Source organism: Mesorhizobium sp. M1169, from assembly GCF_040318345.1.
In the GTDB taxonomy this organism is placed as follows: Bacteria; Pseudomonadota; Alphaproteobacteria; order Rhizobiales; family Rhizobiaceae; genus Mesorhizobium.
Map to the genome: position 1 here is coordinate 1 of NZ_JAMYME010000057.1, position 20,000 is coordinate 20,000.

At 61.3% G+C, this 20,000-nt stretch carries 18 protein-coding genes, 1 tRNA gene and 2 rRNA genes (1 of these 21 running past the window's edge); 9 read left to right on the plus strand and 12 right to left on the minus strand.

Annotation, left to right across the window (positions count from 1 at the left end):
- The 7 genes from NKH41_RS31250 to NKH41_RS31280 all read right to left on the minus strand — a co-directional run.
- Positions 1–910, minus strand: a 910-nt coding sequence (locus tag NKH41_RS31250; RefSeq protein ID WP_352935522.1) for an ABC transporter ATP-binding protein, incomplete at its 3' end; no start/stop codon positions are given.
- Complete coding sequence (locus NKH41_RS31255) at positions 910–2,013, minus strand: ABC transporter ATP-binding protein (protein ID WP_352568289.1); 1,104 nt, start codon at positions 2,011–2,013, stop codon at positions 910–912. The genes NKH41_RS31250 and NKH41_RS31255, both read right to left, overlap by 1 nt.
- On the minus strand, positions 2,010–2,231 hold the full coding sequence (locus tag NKH41_RS31260) for a hypothetical protein (protein WP_023675179.1): 222 nt from the start codon (positions 2,229–2,231) through the stop codon (positions 2,010–2,012). The genes NKH41_RS31255 and NKH41_RS31260 overlap by 4 nt, the downstream gene beginning before the upstream one ends.
- The gene (locus NKH41_RS31265; RefSeq protein WP_352769815.1) at positions 2,228–3,187 is read right to left on the minus strand and encodes a carbohydrate ABC transporter permease; all 960 of its coding nucleotides are present in this window, start codon (positions 3,185–3,187) and stop codon (positions 2,228–2,230) included. Before NKH41_RS31265 ends, NKH41_RS31260 begins: the two co-directional genes overlap by 4 nt.
- A gap of 1 nt (position 3,188) precedes the next feature.
- Positions 3,189–4,094 (minus strand): carbohydrate ABC transporter permease, encoded by a 906-nt coding sequence (locus NKH41_RS31270; protein WP_254816733.1) that lies wholly within the window; start codon positions 4,092–4,094, stop codon positions 3,189–3,191.
- Positions 4,095–4,168: 74 nt separating this feature from the next.
- Positions 4,169–5,485, minus strand: coding sequence for an ABC transporter substrate-binding protein (locus tag NKH41_RS31275; protein WP_352448404.1), 1,317 nt, complete (start codon positions 5,483–5,485; stop codon positions 4,169–4,171).
- A 357-nt stretch (positions 5,486–5,842) separates the two neighbouring features.
- Positions 5,843–6,538 (minus strand): TetR/AcrR family transcriptional regulator, encoded by a 696-nt coding sequence (locus tag NKH41_RS31280; protein ID WP_502895683.1) that lies wholly within the window; start codon positions 6,536–6,538, stop codon positions 5,843–5,845.
- A gap of 109 nt (positions 6,539–6,647) precedes the next feature.
- On the opposite strand from NKH41_RS31280, the gene NKH41_RS31285 reads away from it, so the two are divergent.
- Genes NKH41_RS31285 through NKH41_RS31295 form a run of 3 tightly spaced genes read left to right on the plus strand, consistent with a single transcriptional unit; the run spans position 6,648 to position 9,138 of the window.
- Positions 6,648–7,844, plus strand: coding sequence for a Tm-1-like ATP-binding domain-containing protein (locus tag NKH41_RS31285; protein ID WP_352769818.1), 1,197 nt, complete (start codon positions 6,648–6,650; stop codon positions 7,842–7,844).
- 11 nt (positions 7,845–7,855) lie between these two features.
- Entirely contained in the window at positions 7,856–8,695 is an 840-nt protein-coding gene (locus tag NKH41_RS31290) for a phosphoenolpyruvate hydrolase family protein (protein WP_352769821.1), read from the plus strand.
- Positions 8,696–8,721: 26 nt separating this feature from the next.
- Positions 8,722–9,138, plus strand: coding sequence for a cupin domain-containing protein (locus tag NKH41_RS31295; protein WP_352539467.1), 417 nt, complete (start codon positions 8,722–8,724; stop codon positions 9,136–9,138).
- A 2-nt stretch (positions 9,139–9,140) separates the two neighbouring features.
- Here the strand turns inward: NKH41_RS31295 and NKH41_RS31300 are convergent, their stop codons facing one another.
- Entirely contained in the window at positions 9,141–9,821 is a 681-nt protein-coding gene (locus NKH41_RS31300) for a DUF4304 domain-containing protein (RefSeq protein ID WP_352622262.1), read from the minus strand.
- Between the two features lie 62 nt (positions 9,822–9,883).
- Positions 9,884–11,089 carry a M24 family metallopeptidase gene (locus tag NKH41_RS31305; protein ID WP_352539469.1) on the minus strand — a complete coding sequence of 402 codons (1,206 nt, stop codon included), beginning with the start codon at positions 11,087–11,089 and terminating at the stop codon, positions 9,884–9,886.
- 366 nt (positions 11,090–11,455) lie between these two features.
- On the opposite strand from NKH41_RS31305, the gene NKH41_RS31310 reads away from it, so the two are divergent.
- The 6 genes from NKH41_RS31310 to NKH41_RS31335 all read left to right on the plus strand — a co-directional run bounded on the left by NKH41_RS31310 (position 11,456) and on the right by NKH41_RS31335 (position 17,282).
- Positions 11,456–13,066 carry an ABC transporter substrate-binding protein gene (locus tag NKH41_RS31310; protein ID WP_352769824.1) on the plus strand — a complete coding sequence of 537 codons (1,611 nt, stop codon included), beginning with the start codon at positions 11,456–11,458 and terminating at the stop codon, positions 13,064–13,066.
- 287 nt (positions 13,067–13,353) lie between these two features.
- A complete protein-coding gene (locus tag NKH41_RS31315) occupies positions 13,354–14,340 on the plus strand; it encodes an ABC transporter permease (protein ID WP_352769826.1) in 987 nt (328 codons plus the stop codon).
- On the plus strand, positions 14,337–15,167 hold the full coding sequence (locus NKH41_RS31320; RefSeq protein WP_352769829.1) for an ABC transporter permease: 831 nt from the start codon (positions 14,337–14,339) through the stop codon (positions 15,165–15,167). The genes NKH41_RS31315 and NKH41_RS31320 overlap by 4 nt, the downstream gene beginning before the upstream one ends.
- Positions 15,164–15,991 (plus strand): ABC transporter ATP-binding protein, encoded by an 828-nt coding sequence (locus NKH41_RS31325; protein ID WP_352539471.1) that lies wholly within the window; start codon positions 15,164–15,166, stop codon positions 15,989–15,991. Before NKH41_RS31320 ends, NKH41_RS31325 begins: the two co-directional genes overlap by 4 nt.
- The gene (locus NKH41_RS31330) at positions 15,988–16,779 is read left to right on the plus strand and encodes an ATP-binding cassette domain-containing protein (RefSeq protein ID WP_352769832.1); all 792 of its coding nucleotides are present in this window, start codon (positions 15,988–15,990) and stop codon (positions 16,777–16,779) included. Before NKH41_RS31325 ends, NKH41_RS31330 begins: the two co-directional genes overlap by 4 nt.
- Positions 16,776–17,282 (plus strand): L-2-amino-thiazoline-4-carboxylic acid hydrolase, encoded by a 507-nt coding sequence (locus NKH41_RS31335; RefSeq protein ID WP_352474855.1) that lies wholly within the window; start codon positions 16,776–16,778, stop codon positions 17,280–17,282. The genes NKH41_RS31330 and NKH41_RS31335 overlap by 4 nt, the downstream gene beginning before the upstream one ends.
- A gap of 710 nt (positions 17,283–17,992) precedes the next feature.
- On the opposite strand, the gene NKH41_RS31340 is transcribed toward NKH41_RS31335, so the two are convergent.
- From NKH41_RS31340 to NKH41_RS31350, 3 genes are all read right to left on the minus strand, one after another.
- Positions 17,993–18,069, minus strand: a tRNA-Met gene (locus NKH41_RS31340).
- 130 nt (positions 18,070–18,199) lie between these two features.
- Positions 18,200–18,314, minus strand: a 5S ribosomal RNA gene (rrf, locus tag NKH41_RS31345).
- A gap of 96 nt (positions 18,315–18,410) precedes the next feature.
- Positions 18,411–20,000 (minus strand): 23S ribosomal RNA (locus NKH41_RS31350); it runs 1,209 nt beyond the window's last position.

Here is a 20,000-nt window from a genome sequence, read left to right on the forward strand (position 1 = left end):
TCAGGTCCCTCGGCCGGGGGGGCGCGTTTTGGTTTAACCCCAAGTACCCCACCCGGCGGGGGCCCCCGGGGGCCCCCGCGCCCGTCTTTAGCCCCCCCGAAGTCTTGGCACCCCCCGAAAACGGCAATTCGAAATTCAGCGGTGCCATCACCGCACGTCCGTTGACAAGCTTGCCGTCGATGAGGTTCATCGGCGGCGAGCCGACGAAGCTTGCCACGTAGGTGTCGCGCGGATTGTTGTAGATCTCGTACGGCGTGCCGGTCTGGACGATGCGGCCATGGTTGAGCACGCCGACCTTGTCACCCATCGACATCGCCTCGATCTGATCGTGCGTCACGAACAGGAAGGTGGCGCCAAGCTGCATCTGCAGGTTCTTCAATTCGGTGCGCAGCGCTTCGCGCAATTTGGCGTCGAGCGCCGACAACGGCTCATCCATCAGGAATACCCTCGGCTTGCGCACGATGGCGCGGCCGATCGAGACGCGCTGCATCTCGCCGCCTGAAAGCCGGTCGGTCTTGCGGTCGAGTAGATGCTCGATCCGCAGCGTCCTGGCGGCGCGGTCGACGCGATCCTTGATCTCGGCATCGGGCAGCCGGCGGATTTTCGGCTTCAGCGGAAATTCGAGGTTTTGGCGTACGGTATAGCGCGGGTAGAGTGAATATTGCTGCAGCACCAGCGCCACGTCGCGCTCCGCCGCGCCCCAATCGGCGACATCGACGCCGTCGATGAAGACCTGGCCTTCGCTCGGTTTTTCCAGGCCGGCAATCATGCGCAGCGTCGTCGTCTTGCCGGCGCCGGTCTCGCCAAGCAGAACGAAGAACTCGCCATCGGCGATGTCGAGATCGAGCCCGGTCAAGGCGGTGTGGTTGCCGAATTTCTTCGAGATGTTCTTGAGCTGGATGTGGGCCATCAGAGTCTCACTCCCAGCGATTTGCCGCTCGCCGTGTCGAAGAAATGCGCCTGGCTGGGATCGATTCTGACGAAGACTCTTTCGCCGGGGCCGCCGATGAAGCCGCTCTTGGTGCGCGCACGCAGCATCTTGGAGCCGACCTTGAGGTCGACGATGTCGAAGGACCCGAGCGGCTCGACGATCTGCGTCTCCACCGGCAAGAATCCCTCGGCGGCTTCGCGGCGGACGAGGACGCCTTCCGGCCGGATGCCGAGCGCGAGTTGGCTGCCGGCATGGCCGTTGAGCTTCGACAGCAAAGCGCGCGGGAATTCGAAACCGGCGGCCGCATCGCCGACCGTGACCGAGGCCGATGAGGCTTTCTCGGTCACCGAAGTGTCGGCGACGTTCATCACCGGGCTGCCTACAAATTGCGCGACGAAAAGATTCGCCGGATGCGAATAGACCTCGTCCGGCGAGCCGACCTGCTGGAGCACACCTTCATGCATGATGACGATGCGGTCGGCGAGGCTCATCGCCTCGATCTGGTCGTGGGTGACGTAGATGCTGGTCGAGCCCTGCTTGATGTGCAGCCGCTTGATCTCGGCCCGCATCTCCTCGCGCAGCTTGGCATCGAGCGCCCCGATCGGCTCGTCCATCAGCATCGCCTTCGGCCGCCGCACCAAGGCTCGGCCGATCGCCACGCGCTGCATGTCGCCGCCCGACAGCGCCGACGGTTTCTTGGCGAGGAGATCGCTGATCTGCAGCGTCTTGGCGACCGAGCGCACCTCGCTGTCGATCTCGGCCTTGCTCTTGCGCGTCGCCCTGAGCGGAAAGGCGATGTTCTCATAGACGCTCATATGCGGATAGAGCGAGAACGACTGGAAGACCATGGCGATATCGCGATCGGCGGCCTTGAGGTGCTGGACCGGCTTGCCGTCGATGAGGATGTCGCCGCCGTCGATCGTCTCCAGCCCGGCAATCGCCCTGAGCGTCGTCGTCTTCCCGCAGCCCGACTGGCCGAGCAGCACGATGAACTCGTTGTCGTCGATCTTCAGGTTGAGGTCTTTGATGACCTGGACGGCGCCGAAATATTTCTGGATGCCTCGAAGCTCGATCTGGGTCAATGCTGTGCCCCCGGATTTGCCCCTTGCCCGGTGCCGGCCTTCTCCTCCGGCGCGATCTTGGAGGTGATGTTGAAGCCGATCAGGCCGATCAGGATGATGGTCACGCCATAGCTGTGCAGCAGCATGTTCCACGGCTGGCAGAGCGCGATGATACCGAGCACCATCAGCACCTGGCTGCCCGGTTCGAGATATTTCTGGTTGATGTCGCGAAAGCTCATTTGCGGATCGCTCCAAACGACATGCCGCGCAACAGGTGGTTGCGGAGCAGGAAGGTGAAGATCGCGACCGGCAGCAGGAACAGGAAGGTTCCGGCGGCAATCACCGTCCAGTCCGGCAGGCCGGAACCGACCTGGCTGGGGATGAAGGGCGGTGCTGTCTGGGCACGGCGGCTGGTCATGATCAGTGCGAAGGCATATTCGTTCCACGCCGTGATAAAGCAGAACACGGCGGTGGCGGCGATGCCGGTGGCGGCCTCGGGCAGCACGATCTTGAAGAAGGCCTCCATGCGCGTATAGCCGTCGACGAGGGCCGCCTCCTCATACTCCTTGGGGATCTCGTCCATGAAGCCTTTCATCAGCCACACCGAGAAGGACAGGTTGAAGGCGGTGTAAAGGATGATCAGGCCGATATGGGAATCGTTGAGGCCGACCGCCCGGTACATCAGGAACATCGGAATGGCGACGACCACCGGCGGCAGCATGCGTGTCGACAGGATGAAGAACAGTAGGTCCGCCTCGCCTTTTACTTTGAAGCGCGAGAACCCATAGGCGGTGAAGGTGCCCATGCCGACGGCCAGGACGGTCGAGGTTATGGCAACGATCAGTGAGTTCATGAAACGGCTCGGATAGCCCGACCACTGCACCTGGCCCTTGCCGTCGCGCACGATCTTTTCGCCCCCATTGAAGACGACGCGCTCCCACCACGGCGCAGCCGCGTAGTCCTCCGGCGACGGCGGGCTGCGCAGCTGCGAACGCTTGGTGAACAACTTGACGAAGGGCGATATCTCCGGCTGGAAAACCACCGTCGGCGGAATGGTGGTGGCGAGGTTGCGCGGCTTGAACGCCGTCGAGGCGATCCAGTAGATCGGCGCCAGGAAGATGATCGTTACCAGCAGGACAGCGACGATGGCGACCCGGTTGAAGGTGATTTCGGAAGAAGTGCGGACTGCGGCCATCTCAGCGCTCCTTCACCTTATTGAGGTATTTGACATAGATGTTGGTGATCGCCAGCACCATGATCAGCACGATGTAGGCGAGCGCGCAGGAACGCCCGGTCTGCCATTCCTGGAACGCCATCTTGTAGAGCCGGATCGAGATCAGCTCGGCCGTCGGCTGGCTGGTCAGGATGTAGGCGAGGTCGAAGGTCTTGAACGCCTCCATGGTGCGGAAGATGACCGCGATCATCAGGATCGGCGCAACCAGCGGCAGCGTTATGCGGAAGAAGGTGTAGAACGGTCCGGCCCTGTCGATCGCGGCTGCCTCGTAGAGATGCTTGGGCACGGCCGACAGGCCGGCCAGCGACAACAGCATGACGAAGGGCGACCACATCCAGATGTCGGTCAGCGCAACCGCATAGAGCGCCATTTTCGGATTCGACAGCCATTCGAAGGTGCCGAGGCCGAGCGCATAATTGATGATGCCGAAGGACGGATCGTAGAGCAGCTTCCAGAACAGGCCGACGACGGCCATCGACAGCATCATCGGCAACAACAGGAGCGTCGTCAGCAGGCCCTTGAGCGGAATGTCGCGATTGAGCAGCATGGCCACGCCGAAGCCGACGAGCAGCTGGCCGGCGACCGAGATGATGACGTATTTTGCGGTGATGGCGAAGTTGGACCAGACATAGGGATCGCTGAGCAGGTCGCGATAGTTTTGCAGCCCGACGAAATTCGCCGCCGCGCTGGTCGAGGCGCGGAAATCGGTGAACGAATAGCCCAGCGAATAGATCAGCGGGAAGATGTTGAAGACGATCAGAAACAGGATCGTCGGGATGATGAAGAGATTGCGGATCGAAATGTCGCTTAGACCGCGAGCGGCGGCCCGCGAGGACCTGTCCAGCGTGGTGATCATCGTGGTCGCCAAGACCCTGCTCCCGGTTCAAGAATCAGAAAAAGAAACGGAGGAGGCACGAACGCCCCCTCCGTGAAACTTCATGCTTATTGGCCGCGGCCGTATTTCTTGAAGGTCGCGTTCCAGTCGGCTGCCAGTGCGTCCAGCGTCTCCTTGGCGGTGCCTTCGCCGCCGATCATGTAAGGATAGATGCGCTGGTTGAGCTGCTGCAGCAGTTCCGCATATTCCGGAACCGCCCAGAAGTCCTTGACCTTGAACATGGTCTCGTAGAACGCCTTGTTGTAGGGCGTGGCGTTCTGGAATTCGGGCGACTTGAGCACGGCGGCACTGCAGGTGTAGCCGCCAAGCGCTGCCCATTTCTTCTGGGTCTCGTCCTTGATGAACCATTCCAGGAACTTCGTCGCCTCTTCCTGCTTCTGCGAGTAGGAAACGATGGAGATGCCCTGACCGCCGAGTGCGGCGAACTGGTCGCCGCCAGGTCCGGCTGGATTGGCGAAGAAGCCGGTGTTCTTGGCGTTCGGGTTCGACGCCTCGTTGATCAACGAGGGGAAGAACGCGAAGTAGTTCATGCTCATCGCGGCCAGGTTTTCAGTGATCGCCTGGTTGTCCTCGACGAAGAACGACTTGGCCCAGCCCGGAGGCGTGAACTTGTAGAGTTCCTTGTAGGCGTCGAGCGCCGCGATCGCCTTGTCGGAGTTGATGAAGCCATCGACCTTGTAGGTCTTATAGTCACCCAGCTCGCCGCCAAAGGAGAACAGCGCGTTTTCGAAGCCCATCGCCATCGCGTCATAAGAATTGTCGGTGTAGATGGCGATGCCGTATTTTTTCTGGTCCGGCCGGTAGAAGAATTCGGCGATGTCGCGTAGCGCCTTGAAATCCTTCGGCACGTCGAGATCGTAGCCATACTTGGCCTTGAAGGCTTCCTTTTCCTTGGGGTCTTCGAACCAGTCCTTGCGATAGGACCAGCCGACGGCGTCGCCTTCGAGCGGAATGGCCCAGTACTTGCTGCTGCCGCCCGGATATTCGGCATAGTATTTCACCGTGGCCGGTGCCATCACTTCACCGACCTTGTGCTTGTTGAAGAAGTCGGTCAGGTCGACATAGTGGCCACCGGTCGAGCCAGCACCAAGCCATTGCGAGTCGCCGACGACCATATCGTAGGCGTCGCCATGGGCGTTGAACTCGGTGAAGGCCTTGGTCTGGAAGTCGGGCCACGGTGTGGTTTCCACCGTGATCTTGACGCCGGTTTCCTTCTCGTACTCGTTGCCGAGTTCCTGCAGGTAATTGGCCGGATCCCATTCCGCCCAGAAGATTGTAAGTTCCTTTTCCTGCGCGTAGACGGACGTTCCGCAGGCGAGCACTAGGCCGATACCAGCAAGCAAGCTGGTCATTGTCTTGCGCATAATGATTTCCTCCCTTGTGCGCATTCTACCGTTCATGAGAACCGGCATCGAGGCCGGCCCTGGTAGTCCTCCCGTGACGGCACCGTTTCGGTCTGTGAGCCTCCTCGCTCGACCGAAACGGATCTCAGCCTTCACCTTTGATCCGCTTTATTTGTCCTGATCTGGTATTACCAATTTAAGAGGAACGTCAAGCCCTTTCTTGGACGGTGGCGGACACGCAGACAAGTTGGCTTCTGCGATATCTGCCTGTTTTCCCTGAATTTTCCTACTCCTTGATACATGAATGCCTTACTTGGGCCGCTGCATCGCTAGTAGCATGAATAGCCAGGTTGAAAATCTGGTCGAACCAGATTGGCGTCATCTCACGGCGGTCGTCGGCGCGATCCCATCTCCTTCAATCATCGATTCGGTCATAGCCGCGCGCACAAGAGCGCCGGCCGCCCATTGCGCAACCGACATCATACTGCGGCTATCCAATCCCCATATATCCTTTAAAACGATCAGCACCTCAACACCGAAGATCAATGACAGCGCCTGCGCGAGCCGCTTGAATTCGCGCGGCGGCAACCGGCCTTTGAGTGGCGCGATCGCATCTTTCAAGAGATCGACGCGATGGCCGCGGGTGAAGGCAGGTTCGCCGTCAAGCGTGCCTGCCTGTCGCTGCGCCCACTGGTCGAGCGACAGTTTCAGCGCCGCCTTGAACGTCGCTTCGAAGACCTCGATGCGCGGCATGGCGGTCTCGAACAGCTCGGCGACCCGGCGCTCGGGATCGGCAGAGCTCGATTTCCACGTAAGGATCGGCCCAAGCCCCTCATCGACCACCGCCTGCACCAACGCCGCCTGGCTCGGAAAATACCGATAGGCGGTGGCGCGCGAGACCTCCGCTGCCTCCGCCACCTCGCTGACGGAGGGCGTGGCGCCCGCCTGCATCAGCTTTGTCGCCGTCTCCAGCATGAGACGCCTGGTGCGCGCGCGGGCCCCGCGCTCTACTTGGGGGTTCGGCCCTTGGCTGGCACCGTTGTCCATTGCCGCTTGTTGACGTGAGACATTCATGTCAATACGATACGCGTGTCTCAAAAAATTGCAATGGCCCTTCGCGCCGTCGAACGGCCGGGCAAAAAGGGGCCGCAGCGCCGAGCACGCCCAAGACCGGGGAAACGCGATGAAGCGCATCTATGTGGTAGGCACCGCCGACACCAAGGGCGAGGAACTCGCATTTCTGGCCGATGCGGTCGCGGCTACCGGCGCTTCGATTGCCCGTGTCGACATCGGAACACGCGGCGCGACCGTGCCGGTCGATGTTTCGGCAGACGAGGTCGCCAGCCACCATTCCGAGGGTCGCAATGCCGTGCTCGGCGTCGACGATCGCGGCACCGCGGTGGCGGCGATGGCTGCCGCCTTTGCCCGGTTTGTCCAGTCGCGCAACGATATTGCCGGGATTATCGGCATTGGCGGCGGTGGCGGCACCTCGATCATCACCGCAGGCATGCGCACGCTGCCGCTCGGTCTGCCCAAGATCATGGTTTCGACGTTGGCCTCGGGTGACACCGCGCCTTACGTCGACGTCTCCGACATCGTCATGATGCCGTCGGTGACCGACATGGCCGGCCTCAACCGGCTTTCGCGTGTCGTGCTGCACAATGCCGCCCAGGCGATATCAGGCATGGCGACAAAGCCGGCGCCGCCGCCCGACGGCAAACCGTCGCTCGGCCTCACCATGTTCGGCGTCACCACGCCATGCGTGACCGCGATCGCCGATGAGCTTCGTTCGACTTATGACTGCATGGTCTTTCATGCCACCGGCACCGGCGGCCGCACCATGGAAAAATTGGCCGACAGCGGCCTGTTGTCCGGCGTCATCGACATCACAACGACCGAAGTCTGCGACTTGCTGTTTGGCGGCGTGCTGCCGGCGACCGAGGATCGCTTTGGCGCCATCGCCCGCACCGGGCTGCCTTATGTCGGCTCGGTCGGCGCGCTCGACATGGTCAATTTCTGGGCGCCGCCGACAATTCCGGAACGCTATCGCGGCCGGCTGTTCTATGAGCACAATCCAAACGTCACACTGATGCGCACCACTGCCGACGAAAGCAGAACGATCGGCGAATGGATCGGTACAAGGCTGAGCCTCTGCCAGGGTCCGGTTCGTTTCCTCATTCCGGAGAAAGGCGTGTCGGCGCTCGACATTGAAGGCGGCGCCTTCTTCGACCCTGAAGCCGATGCCGCTTTGTTCGAGGCAATCGAGCGTACCATCAAACCCGCCAAAATGCGGCGCGTGCTGCGTTTGCCGCTTCATATCAACGACCCCGAATTCGCCTGGGCTGCCACAACGGCCTTCCTCGACATCGCCAGACAGTGAGACACCAAGACATGGCCGCCATACCGCGCAAGAAAATCCTGGAGAAATTCCGCAAGATGATCGCGGACGGCGTGCCGATCGTCGGCGGCGGTGCCGGCACCGGCCTGTCGGCCAAGGCAGAGGAAGCCGGCGGCATCGACCTGATCATCATCTACAATTCCGGCCGCTACCGCATGGCCGGGCGCGGCTCGGCCGCCGGCCTGCTCGCCTATGGCAACGCCAACGAGATCGTCAAGGAAATGGCCTACGAAGTGCTGCCGGTAGTGAAGAAGACGCCGGTGCTGGCCGGCGTCAACGGCACCGATCCCTTCGTCATCATGCCGCTGCTTTTGGCCGAGTTGAAGACGATGGGTTTTTCCGGTGTGCAGAACTTTCCGACTATCGGCCTGTTCGACGGCCAGATGCGGCAGAGTTTTGAAGAAACCGGCATGGGCTTCGGGCTCGAGGTCGACATGATCGCCGAGGCTCACACACTCGACCTGTTGACCACGCCCTATGTCTTCAACGCAGACGAGGCGCGCGCCATGACAACAGCTGGCGCCGACATCGTCGTCGCCCATATGGGGGTGACCACCGGCGGCTCGATTGGCGCGACATCGGCTAAATCGCTGGACGACTGTGTGAGCGAGATCGACGCCATCGCCAAAGCGGCACGCTCAGTGCGCGAGGATATGATCCTGCTTTGCCATGGCGGGCCGATCTCGATGCCGGACGACGCCAGATATATTCTCGAGCGCTGCAAGGGCCTGCACGGATTCTATGGCGCCAGTTCGATGGAGCGGCTGCCGGCGGAAGCCTCAATCGCCAGGCAGACGGCGGATTTCAAGGCGGTCACGTTCGGCGCTGCGTAGAGACCAGCAAACAGAAGGGTGGAACGATGACGGAGAACAGCAAGGTATTCGTATATCCAAAAGACGTCAGCGCCTTCGGCTTCGACTGGGGCAGGCTGTCGCTGACGGTCGCTCCCGAAGTGAACGGCGCAAAGCGATTTTCCGGTGGTGTCGTCGACCTACCGTCAGGCAAAGGCCATACGCGTCATAACCATCCGGGTGCGGAGGAGATCATCTTTGTCATCTCAGGCAATGGCGAGCAGATGGTCGAAGACGAGAAAGGCAACCCGGTCGTCGAGAAAGTCGGCCCCGGCTGCACCATCTATGTGCCGGAAAGCCGCTTCCACTCGACGCTCAATACCGGCGATGCGGCCATGCAGCTTTTCGTCGTCTATTCGCCGGCAGGGCCGGAACTGGCATTGCGGGAGTTGCCGGATTTCAGGTTGATCCCGCCGGGCAGATAATGTCACAGGCTGAGGCCAATCTTCATCGCACGAGCGACCCTTGCTAGGTTGTTAGTATCGCTTCCCAGAGCGAGCCTATCCGGCAAAGTGGGGACATCGCGCTCTGATCGGAAAGCATCCGGCGAAGGTAAGCGCGCCACCCAGTAGGACAAACAGTTTTCCGCTGCCTCCGGACCAAGCTGCCAGAGTACAAATCGAACAGCATTTTCAGGGAACATGAAGCCCGGAACTTCAGAACATGCGACCTGTTCGGCTAGTTTGCGCGGAACGTCGAAACGTTCGAAGAGCGGCAGGACAGTCGTTTGGATGTTGGCAACGATGTTCGCGATTTCAGCCTGGCGGGTATGCGGGTTTGCGATGTTCCATGTCCGCCAATGATGCGGGGTTCGCAAATTGCCAAGCTGTCCACCGGCGACCCAATCGCTGGCACTGGCGGGCCAAGCGCTTCGCTCGTCCCACTCCTTTATTGCCTTGCTGTAGACCGACGCATGCACGACGAGTTCGACGTACTCGCCGCCGACGTTCAGATAGTTTGATTGAAAGGAGATTTTGAATGCCCAGTCGCCGGCCCGACGACTCGCATGAGGACCGCTTTTCGCAAAGCGGAACCCAATCGGTTCGAACTCCATGGAGATCTGCTCGCACCCGTCGATAAAGACCTGCTTGGGCAGTTCGCGTTCCATATCGGCAAATGCTCGCTGGTGTGACCAATTGTTTGCTCGAACGAGGTAATCTCAAGAACGGGCTAGGTACCAGCGCCTAAGCCGCCCCCGCCCCTGTTCCAGCCCCGGCCCCGATCGCCGAACATGACGTAGCCGGCATCGGTCACCGCCACCGTGTCCTCCAGCTTGATGAAGCCGCGCGTCGGGTGGAGCATGGTCGTCTCGACCGAAAGCACCATGTTCTTCTCCAGCGGCTTTGCGGCATAGGTGCCTTCATATGTCACCGGATGGTTGGTCATCAGGAACGGCGCTTCATGCGTGATCAGCCCCATGCCATGCGCGAAAAAATCAGTATAGGCCGCAACCTTGGATTTCTTCAGAACGCCTTCGGCATGAGAAATCATGTCACCGCCCAGCGTGCCCGCCTTGACCTTGGAGAAGGCCGCCTGCTGCACTGTCTCGATCTCGGCCAGCAGATCCTCGAGTTCGGCGTCAGGGTCGCCCAGCACGCCCATGCGGCAAAGATCGCCGATATAGCCGTGGTAGTTGCCGCCGGAATCGATCGACATCACTTCGCCCCGTTTCCACGCCTGCGGCGAGGCTGCGCGGTTGTGGCTGGAGCCTAGCGTTAACAGGCAATATTCGAAATGCGCGCCGCGATTGGTCTCCTCGCGCCTGAGATGTTCGATGATCTCGCTCTTTGTCGTGCCTTCGCGTGCCCAGCCGATGGTCGCCAGCATGGAATCGGTGATCAGCTCCGAAGCGATGCGCAGCTTTTCCAACTCCGCCTCGGTTTTGATTGCCCGCATGCGCTCCAGCATATCAGTCGCATCGATCAGCTTGGCATCCGGCAGCGCGTTGCGGATCAGCATATAGGCGTCGGACGGCAGGAAGGCGGGCTCGATGCCGATGCGGGCATTGCCCTTGGTGATCTTTCGCAAATGCTCGACCGCCAGATTGGCGGCATCGAGCGTACCCCAGCAGGCGGCATGCAGTGTCGGCGTCCAGAATGGATGATTCTGGTGCTCGCCGCCTTCCATGCGGTTGCCGATGTAGGCGGCATGCTCCGGCCCACCTTTCTCATAGACGACGAAAGGCAGATAACGGCTGTGGCCGATTGCATCCATGGCGGCGAAGAAGATGAACTTGTAGCCGCCAAGCAGATATTGCGTGTTGTGCTTGGAGGTGGCGAGCAGCACGTCGATGCCGGCCTCCTCCATCAGCCCGTCCACCCTGGCCTGGTCGAACGGCACGCTGCCGACGGCATTCTTGCCTGGGGCAATGTTCATGTCTCTCTCCCTGAAATCCCTTAGCCGGCCGCTCGCCGGCACCGGCTTTTCCGGCTCTGAACCTCGGCTATGCTTAAATCTGCATCATTTTGCCCGATCTGGTCCAGCCAGAACGGGCGAACCAGCCCCAAAAGCTGCTCCACCTGCTGCACTTTACCCCAGCCTGGTCCTGCTAGAACCGCGCGTCGAACCGTTTTCTGTACAACTGGTCCAGCGGACGGAAATTTCAAAGCCACGTAGAGATGCGCCAATTCCGTCTTTGGCGAAACCCCGCACAAGGCCCATAATCAGCTTTGCAGGATGCTTACGAGCGTCCGAGGGGTACGGCGGACCCGGCTGGGTCCGCGGAGAGGACGGAGTTCGATCATGCCAGAGTTCACCATTTCCAGACGTACAATGCTGGCCGGTTCGGCGTTGCTGTTGGCCTCCACCGCCATGCCGACGATCGGCTCGGCGCAGACGCCGAGAAAGGGCGGACGACTGGTTGTCGCCGCCGATTCCGAGCCGCGCAATCTCAATCCGGCGATTGTCGCCTCGAACGGCGTCTTCTTCATTTCGAGCAAGATCGTAGAAACCTTGGCCGAGGCCTCCTTCGGCGGCAAGGACGGGCTCGATCCGCGCCTGGCGCTCAGCTGGGAAGGTGCCGCCGACGGCATGGCGGTGACGTTCAAACTGCGCGAGGGCGTCAAATGGCATGATGGGAAGCCATTCACCTCAGCCGATGTCGCCTTCTCGGCGCTGCAGGTCTGGAAGCCGCTGCAGAATCTCGGCCGCACCGTGTTCAAGGATCTGGAGGCGGTCGACACGCCGGACGAAACCACCGCCGTGTTCAAATTCGCCAAGCCGACACCGTTCCAGCTGATCCGCAACGCCTTGCCGGCGCTGAGCAGCGTGGTGCCCAAGCACATCTACGAGACCGGAAAGATCGAGGACAACCCGGCCAACAACGCCCCGGTCGGCACCGGACCGTTCAAATTTGCCGAATACAAGCCCGGCGAATATTACCGGCTGGAGAAGAACACCGACTATTGGGGCAAGGACGAGCCCTATCTCGACGAGATCATCTATCAGGTGCTGCCGGACCGCACGTCGGCGGCCAGCGCCCTGGAAGCCGAAGAGATCCAGCTCGCCGCCTTCTCCGCCGTGCCCCTGGCCGATCTCGACCGCATCTCCAAAGTGCCCGGTCTCAAGGTGATCACCAAGGGTTATGAAGGGCTGACCTACCAGCTCGTCGTCGAGATCAATCATCGCCGCAAGGAGCTGGCCGACCTGAAAGTACGCCAGGCGATCGCTCACGCCATCGACAAGGATTTCGTCGTCAAGACGGTATTCCTTGGCTATGCCGCCACCGCCACTGGCCCGGTGCCGAAAAACGACCCGCAATTCTACACCGCCGACGTGCCGACCTACGCCTTCGACGTTGCCAAGGCCAACGCCTTGCTTGACGAGGCCGGCTACAGCCGGGGCGATGACGGCAAGCGCTTTTCATTGAGATTGCTGCCGGCGCCTTACTTCAACGAAACCAAGCAGTTCGGCGACTATCTGCGCCAGGCGCTCGCCGTCATTGGCATCGACGCCCAGCTGGTCAACAACGACTCCGCCGCGCACATCAAGGCGGTTTACACCGACCACGCCTTCGACCTTGCGGTCGGGCCGCCGGTGTTCCGCGGCGATCCGGCGATCTCGACCACCATCCTGGTGCAGAGCGGTATTCCCGACGGCGTGCCCTTCTCCAACCAGGGTGGCTACAAGAATGCCGATCTCGACGCCCTGATCGCCAAGGCATCGGAGACGCTCGACACCGCCGCCCGCACCGAACTCTACAAGGAGTTCCAGAGAAAAGTTGCCGCCGACCTGCCGCTGATCAACGTCGCCGAATGGAGTTTCATCAGCGTCGCCCGCGATACGGTCAACAACATCGCTAACAACCCGCGCTGGGCAGTATCGAACTGGGCGGACACTTGGCTCGCGGGGTAAGGAAGTCTCTCCAGACTTGCGTGCCGCTTGTGTGGGTGCTCAGCTTCAGCGATGAGAGCTTTTTCGCGCCCCCCTCTGTCCTGCCCTCTTTGCCACCACTTGGCATCTCCCCCACGAGCGGGGAGATCGGCTGTCATTGTCGCTTTCGCCAATCTCCAGCGTTGCAAGACGGCCGGCATCGCCGAAACTGCCAATCTCCCTCCTTGTGGGGGAGATGTCCGGCAGGACAGAGGGGGGCGCCGTAAAGCGCGGCACGGAAGACTTGGCTCTCCTATCGGCGTTGCGCCATGACCCGCGCCGTCATCCTCCTTCGCCGCCGTCTCGTCGGCAGCATCTTCGTGCTGCTGATTGTCGTCATCGGCACGTTCCTGTTGCTCGAAGCCGCTCCCGGCGACGCGGTCGATGCCTACATCGTCTCGACCGGAGGCGACGCCGGCATGATCGAGCTGTTGCGTCACCGCTGGGGGCTCGACCAGTCGGAGCTGACGCGGCTCGCCAATTACCTTTGGGCGCTGCTGCATCTCGATCTCGGCCAATCGGTCAGCTTTTCGCGGCCGATCCGCGATGTCATCCTCGAGCGCCTGCCCAACACGCTGCTGTTGATGGGGAGCGCCGCGGCGCTCTCCTTCGGCCTCGGCTCGGCTCTCGGCATCTATGTCGGCGCCAGTCCCGGCAGCTTCCGCGATCGTTTCCTGTCCATCGGTTCGCTGGCGCTCTATGCCGTGCCGGGCTTCTGGCTCGGGCTTGTGCTGATCATTGTCTTCGCCGTCGACCTGCGCTGGTTTCCGATCGGCGGCATCGAGAGTATCGCCTCGGCCAAGAGCGGCCTCGATCGCGCCGCCGACATCGCCCGCCATCTCGTCCTGCCGGTTTCGGCGCTCGGCTTCATTTATCTCGCGCTCTATCTGCGCATGATGCGCGCCGGCATGGCCGAGGTGTGGCGGCAGGACTTTGTGCTGGCCGCCCGTGCCAGGGGACTTTCCCGCCGTCGCATCGTGCTCGCTCACGTCGCCCGTAACGCGCTGTTGCCGCTGGTCACCATGTTCGGCCTGCAGTCGGCGCAAATGCTGGGCGGCAGCGTCGTCATCGAAAGCGTCTTTTCCGTGCCAGGCCTTGGCCGACTGGCGCAGGAAGCAGTGGCCGCGCGGGATACCCCACTACTGCTCGGCATCATTCTCGTCAGCGCCGTCCTGGTCGTCATCATCAACCTTCTCGTCGACATCGCCTACGCCTTCCTCGATCCGCGCGTCGGCGCCAGTGAGGCCGGCGCGTGAGCCCGCTTCGCCGCTTTCTCCGGACCCCGGAAGCGATCGCCGGCGCGGTCATCCTGGCGGCGCTGTTTGCCGTGGCGCTTGCCGCACCTTTGTTCTTTCCCGGCGATCCGCAGGCCATTGCCGGGCCGGCGTTGCTGCCGCCGTTCCAGGACTGGTCGTTGCCACTCGGCACCGACCGCCTCGGCCGTGACGTGCTTGCCGAGCTCTTCCATGGCGCCCGCACCTCGCTGGCGGTCGGGCTGGCAGCAGCCGCCGCCGCCCTTGCCGTCGGTGCCGTGATCGGCACGTTGGCCGGCTTTGCCGGCGGTCTTGTCGACGAGATGCTGATGCGCATCACCGACGCTTTCCAGACCGTCCCAGCCTTTCTGCTGGCTTTGGCTTTCGTCAGCATCGTCGGGCCGTCGCTCGGCGTCGTCGTCGCTGCGATCGCGCTGGGCGCCTGGACCGGACCGGCACGCGTGGCGCGCGCTGAAGTGCTGTCGATCCGCGAGCGCGATTTTGTTGCGGGCGCCCGCGTCATCGGCATGCATCCGCTGGAGATCGCCTTTCGCGAGGTGCTCCCCAATGCGCTGCCGCCGATAATGGCATTGTCGTCAGTGATCGTCGCCGCGGCGATTCTCACCGAAGCGGCATTGTCCTTCCTCGGCCTTGGCGACCCCAACCGCGTAACCTGGGGCGGCATGATCGCCGAAGGCCGCGCCGTGCTGCGCACCGCGCCCTTCCTGTCGATCATTCCGGGCGTAGCGCTCGTGCTGACCGTGCTCGGCGTCTATCTCACCGGCGAAGGCGTCGTCGAGACCACGGCGATGAGGAGGAGCCTGTCGTGACGGCGCTTGCTTCGATTCGCAGTCTGACGGTGACCTATCGCCGCGACGGCGCCGAGGTGGCGGCGCTAAAGAATGTCAGCCTCGACATCCCCGCCGGCGAGCGCTTTGCCATCATCGGCGAGAGCGGTTCCGGCAAGAGCACGCTGGCGCTGGCTATTGCCGGGCTGCTGCCGGCCACTGCCAAGATCGAAGGCCGTATCGATTGGCTCTTGCGCCCGCCACCAATGTTTGGTGCCAAGGCACCTGCCGGTCTTCGCGACCATGCTCCAATCGGTGGCCGTGACATCGGCTTTATTTTCCAGGACCCATCCGCAAGTCTCGATCCGGTGATGCCAATCGGCAAGCAGATCGCGGAAGTCGCCTACACCCATCTCGGCCTCAGTTGGCGAGACGCCTATGCCAAGGCAAAAACCCTGCTCGAACGCGTCCGTCTGCCCGACCCCGATGTCGCTTTGCGTGCCTTTCCACATCAGCTCTCCGGCGGCCAGAAGCAGCGCGTGGCGATCGCCGCAGCGATTGCGGCCGGGCCGAAACTGCTGATCGCCGACGAGGCGACCAGTGCGCTGGACACCATCGTGCAGGCCGAGATTGTCGGGCTGATCCGGCGACTGGTGGCCGAGGACGGTATGACGCTGCTGTTCATCAGCCACGACATTGCGCTGGCCGCTGAGCTTGCAGAGCGCATAGCGGTGTTCCGGCATGGCGAGCTGCTCGAGCTCGATTCGACAGCCCAAATCGTCAATGCCCCGCGGCACGCATACACTCGTGTGCTGCTTGACGCTCATCTCGGCCTCGACGCCGAGCCGCTGTTGCGGCGAACATGACCGACCCACTGCTCGCCGTTTCCGGCCTGACCAAACGATACAGTCGCGGCGGCAAGACCATCGCCGCGGTCGACGACGTCTCCTTCCACATCGACCCCGGCGAGACGCTGGCGCTGGCCGGACCTTCCGGCAGCGGCAAGTCGACGATAGCTCGTCTAGTGCTCCGGCTCATCGAATTCGATACCGGCAGTATCGAATTTGAAGGCAGCGATTTCCTGTCGCTGAACGGCGCTGCCTTGCGCGGCCGGCGCACTCGTCTTCAGATGGTGTTTCAGGATCCGCTCGCCGCCTTGAACCCACGCGCCACAGTCGCGCGTGTGCTCGACGACCCCTTGCGCATCCATCACATTGCCTCTGGCCCCGAGCGCCCGCGCCGTATTGCAGCTCTGCTGGAACGCGTCGGCCTCAGCTCCGGTCTCGCCGGCCGCGCCATTCACGAAATTTCCGGCGGCCAACGCCAGCGCGTTGCAATCGCCCGCGCCATCGCCACGAAACCGTCGCTGGTCGTGCTCGACGAGGCCGTGTCGGCGCTCGACGTTTCGGTTCGCGCGCAGATCCTGCGGCTGCTGCTCGACCTTCAACGCGAGGAGCGCATCGCCTATCTGTTCATTTCGCACGATCTCGGCGTCGTCCGTGCCATCGCCCACCGCATCGCCATTCTGGACGGCGGGCGGATTGCCGAGCGCGGCGATGCCCGCACCGTCATCGACGCGCCGCAATCCGCGATCGGCAAGGCGCTGGTGGCGGCAGCGCCAAGACTTTCGAGGATCGAACAGGACGCATCATGACCGACGCCGAAGCCAGAGCCGAAAAACTGTCGCGCGAACTCGATTCCGCCTTCCGCAACCGTGCCGATCTCTATCGTCTGTTGCTCGACGAGCTGACCGCGGAAGTTGGCGCGGAAAAGGCTGAGGCGATCATGATCCGCACCATCGAACGGCGAGGCAGGGAGGTTGCGGCGGCGGCCTTCGCCGATTTCGGCCCCAACGACGCACCGGCGATTGGCGAGGCGTTCCTGGCCGTCAGCCCGGATGGCGGCCGCATGTATCCGACCGATGTCGAACGCGGCCCGGACCGCATCGCCTTCAGGGTCAGGCGCTGCCCGCTGAAGGACGCCTGGGTCGAAGCCGGCATCGACGACGAGAAGCTCGCCACGCTCTGCCGCATCGCCGGCGCCTTCGATCGCGGCCTGTTCGAGGCCACCGGAGTGCGCTTCGACAACGTCACCTGGACGGCGGGCCACGGTTCCGGCTGCTGCCACATCGCCTTGACCAACCGCGATGCCGGTTAGAGCTGCAGCTCGAGCCATGTCGGCGAAGAAGTAGAGTTCCGTTCCGTTGGGCAGCACGGAGCCAAACACCCCGGCGCCATAAGGCAAGCGGGGATTTTGATGTGTGCATTGCAAGGAATTCGTGCGGACAGTATCTGCCTCGGTGTCCCGCTGTGTCGGCTTCGTTGCTAAGTGTCCGGGTTGCTAAGTGTCCGGCCGGAGACGTCTTTGTGGGTTCATGGTTGTGGCCTCGAGCCACGGCAATCAAATCAATCCGAGATTCTGTCGGATTGCGGCATCCTTGTTCGTCTTCTGTAGGGGAGTTCCTGGAGGTGAACTATGAGCGAATTGCCGGTGGTCAAAACGCGACGCAAAGGCAAGACGCTTACGCAGAGCATGCTGATCCCAACCGAGAAAATGGTCGCTGACGAACTCCGGGCTGCAGGACCTGGCCACTTTTCGGACCTTGCAGAGTTACGACGTAAGGTCGCGGCAAAATACGGAGCAGACGCCTGCTGCCCAGTGACCGTGCGGCGGCACCTGGTGCATATCAGTCAAGACGGCAGCGCGCCTTTTTGGCGCGTCGTAAATCCCGATCGGCCATTCGCCCGACGTATGAGAGGTGGATCGGAGCACATACGCGAAAAATTGGCCGCGGAATGCTGAGTGTCCTGTCGCCGTACTTCAGCCCATACGAAAACGGCCCGCACAAGGCGGGCCGTTTTCGAATTTGGTTGCGGGGACAGGATTTGAACCTGTGACCTTCAGGTTATGAGCCTGACGAGCTACCGGGCTGCTCCACCCCGCGTCAACCCTAGAAGTAAGCCTTGGCTCACTGGATTCAAGCTTCCGCCAAATGAAAGGGCCGCTTGCGCGGCCCGATATCCCGTTGGCGGGCCTGTTCGTAAGGAGAAGATTAAACAACGTGCGCTTGGCAGACCTGGCAGCGACCTACTCTCCCGCGTCTTGAGACGAAGTACCATCAGCGCTGGAGCGTTTCACGGCCGAGTTCGGAATGGGATCGGGTGCAGCCGCTCCGCCATAACCACCAGGTCGGCAAAACGCACGTTGCTCGAGAAGCTGTTTTCTGTGCCATCCATCTCGGCGCAATCCAAGGATTGTCACCAGAAATGGGCATTAGGAATGAGAACGATCAAGCCGATCGAACTATTAGTACCGGTAAGCTTCAAGCGTTGCCGCTCTTCCACACCCGGCCTATCAACGTGGTCGTCTTCCACGGTTCTCAGGGAATACTCGTTTTAAGGTGGGTTTCCCGCTTAGATGCCTTCAGCGGTTATCCCGTCCGGATATAGCTACCCTGCTATGCGGCTGGCGCCACAACAGGTCCACCAGAGATCCGTCCATCCCGGTCCTCTCGTACTAGGGACAGATCCTTTCAATATTCCTACACCCACGGCAGATAGGGACCGAACTGTCTCACGACGTTCTGAACCCAACTCACGTACCGCTTTAAATGGCGAACAGCCATACCCTTGGGACCTGCTCCAGCCCCAGGATGCGATGAGTCGACATCGAGGTGCCAAACAACCCCGTCGATATGGACTCTTGGGGGTCATCAGCCTGTTATCCCCGGCGTACCTTTTATCCGTTGAGCGATGGCCCTTCCACGCGGGACCACCGGATCACTATGACCGACTTTCGTCTCTGCTCGACTTGTCAGTCTCGCAGTCAGGCAGGCTTATGCCATTGCACTCAGCGAACGATTTCCGACCGTTCTGAGCCCACCATCGCGCGCCTCCGTTACTCTTTAGGAGGCGACCGCCCCAGTCAAACTACCCACCATACATTGTCCCGGACCCGGATAACGGGCCGCGGTTAGACATCCATAGTGATAAGGGTGGTATTTCAAGGATGGCTCCACCTGAGCTGGCGCCCAGGTTTCAAAGCCTACCACCTATCCTACACATGCCACTACGAATGCCAATGTAAAGCTATAGTAAAGGTGCACGGGGTCTTTCCGTCTAACCGCAGGAACCCCGCATCTTCACGGGGAATTCAATTTCACTGAGTCTATGCTGGAGACAGCGGGGAAGTCGTTACGCCATTCGTGCAGGTCGGAACTTACCCGACAAGGAATTTCGCTACCTTAGGACCGTTATAGTTACGGCCGCCGTTTACTGGGGCTTCGATTCAGAGCTTGCACCCCTCCTCTTAACCTTCCAGCACCGGGCAGGCGTCAGACCCTATACGTCGTCTTGCGACTTCGCAGAGCCCTGTGTTTTTGATAAACAGTCGCTACCCCCTGGTCTGTGCCACCCTCCCATGCTTGCGCATGAAAGGGTCACGCTTCTTCCGAAGTTACGCGTGCAATTTGCCGAGTTCCTTCAGCATAGTTCTCTCAAGCGCCTTGGTATACTCTACCAGTCCACCAGTGTCGGTTTCGGGTACGGTCTATAAGGAGGAGCTATTTCCTGGAACCACGCAGCAGCCCTTTCAATCCGATAAGATTGGACTACCTCAATGATCCGTCACTTCCTCCAGGCCCACGAATATTAACGTGGTTCCCATCGTCTACGCATTTCTGCCTCGACTTAGGGGCCGGCTAACCCTGCTCAGATTAGCTTTAAGCAGGAACCCTTGGACTTTCGGCGGGGGAGTCTCTCACTCCCCTTACGTTACTCATGTCAGCATTCGCACTTCTGATACCTCCACCACCCCTCACGGGTATGGCTTCATCAGCTTACAGAACGCTCCGCTACCGCTTGCATTGCTGCAAAC

Coding starts and splice junctions, on each gene's coding strand:
- NKH41_RS31260 (WP_023675179.1), bottom strand. CDS start 2,231: ATGAGCTTTCGCGACATCAACCAGAAATATCTCGAACCGGGCAGCCAG.
- NKH41_RS31265 (WP_352769815.1), bottom strand. CDS start 3,187: ATGGCCGCAGTCCGCACTTCTTCCGAAATCACCTTCAACCGGGTCGCC.
- NKH41_RS31275 (WP_352448404.1), bottom strand. CDS start 5,485: ATGCGCAAGACAATGACCAGCTTGCTTGCTGGTATCGGCCTAGTGCTC.
- NKH41_RS31280 (WP_502895683.1), bottom strand. CDS start 6,538: ATGAATGTCTCACGTCAACAAGCGGCAATGGACAACGGTGCCAGCCAA.
- NKH41_RS31285 (WP_352769818.1), top strand. CDS start 6,648: ATGAAGCGCATCTATGTGGTAGGCACCGCCGACACCAAGGGCGAGGAA.
- NKH41_RS31290 (WP_352769821.1), top strand. CDS start 7,856: ATGGCCGCCATACCGCGCAAGAAAATCCTGGAGAAATTCCGCAAGATG.
- NKH41_RS31295 (WP_352539467.1), top strand. CDS start 8,722: ATGACGGAGAACAGCAAGGTATTCGTATATCCAAAAGACGTCAGCGCC.
- NKH41_RS31300 (WP_352622262.1), bottom strand. CDS start 9,821: ATGGAACGCGAACTGCCCAAGCAGGTCTTTATCGACGGGTGCGAGCAG.
- NKH41_RS31305 (WP_352539469.1), bottom strand. CDS start 11,089: ATGAACATTGCCCCAGGCAAGAATGCCGTCGGCAGCGTGCCGTTCGAC.
- NKH41_RS31310 (WP_352769824.1), top strand. CDS start 11,456: ATGCCAGAGTTCACCATTTCCAGACGTACAATGCTGGCCGGTTCGGCG.
- NKH41_RS31315 (WP_352769826.1), top strand. CDS start 13,354: ATGACCCGCGCCGTCATCCTCCTTCGCCGCCGTCTCGTCGGCAGCATC.
- NKH41_RS31330 (WP_352769832.1), top strand. CDS start 15,988: ATGACCGACCCACTGCTCGCCGTTTCCGGCCTGACCAAACGATACAGT.
- NKH41_RS31335 (WP_352474855.1), top strand. CDS start 16,776: ATGACCGACGCCGAAGCCAGAGCCGAAAAACTGTCGCGCGAACTCGAT.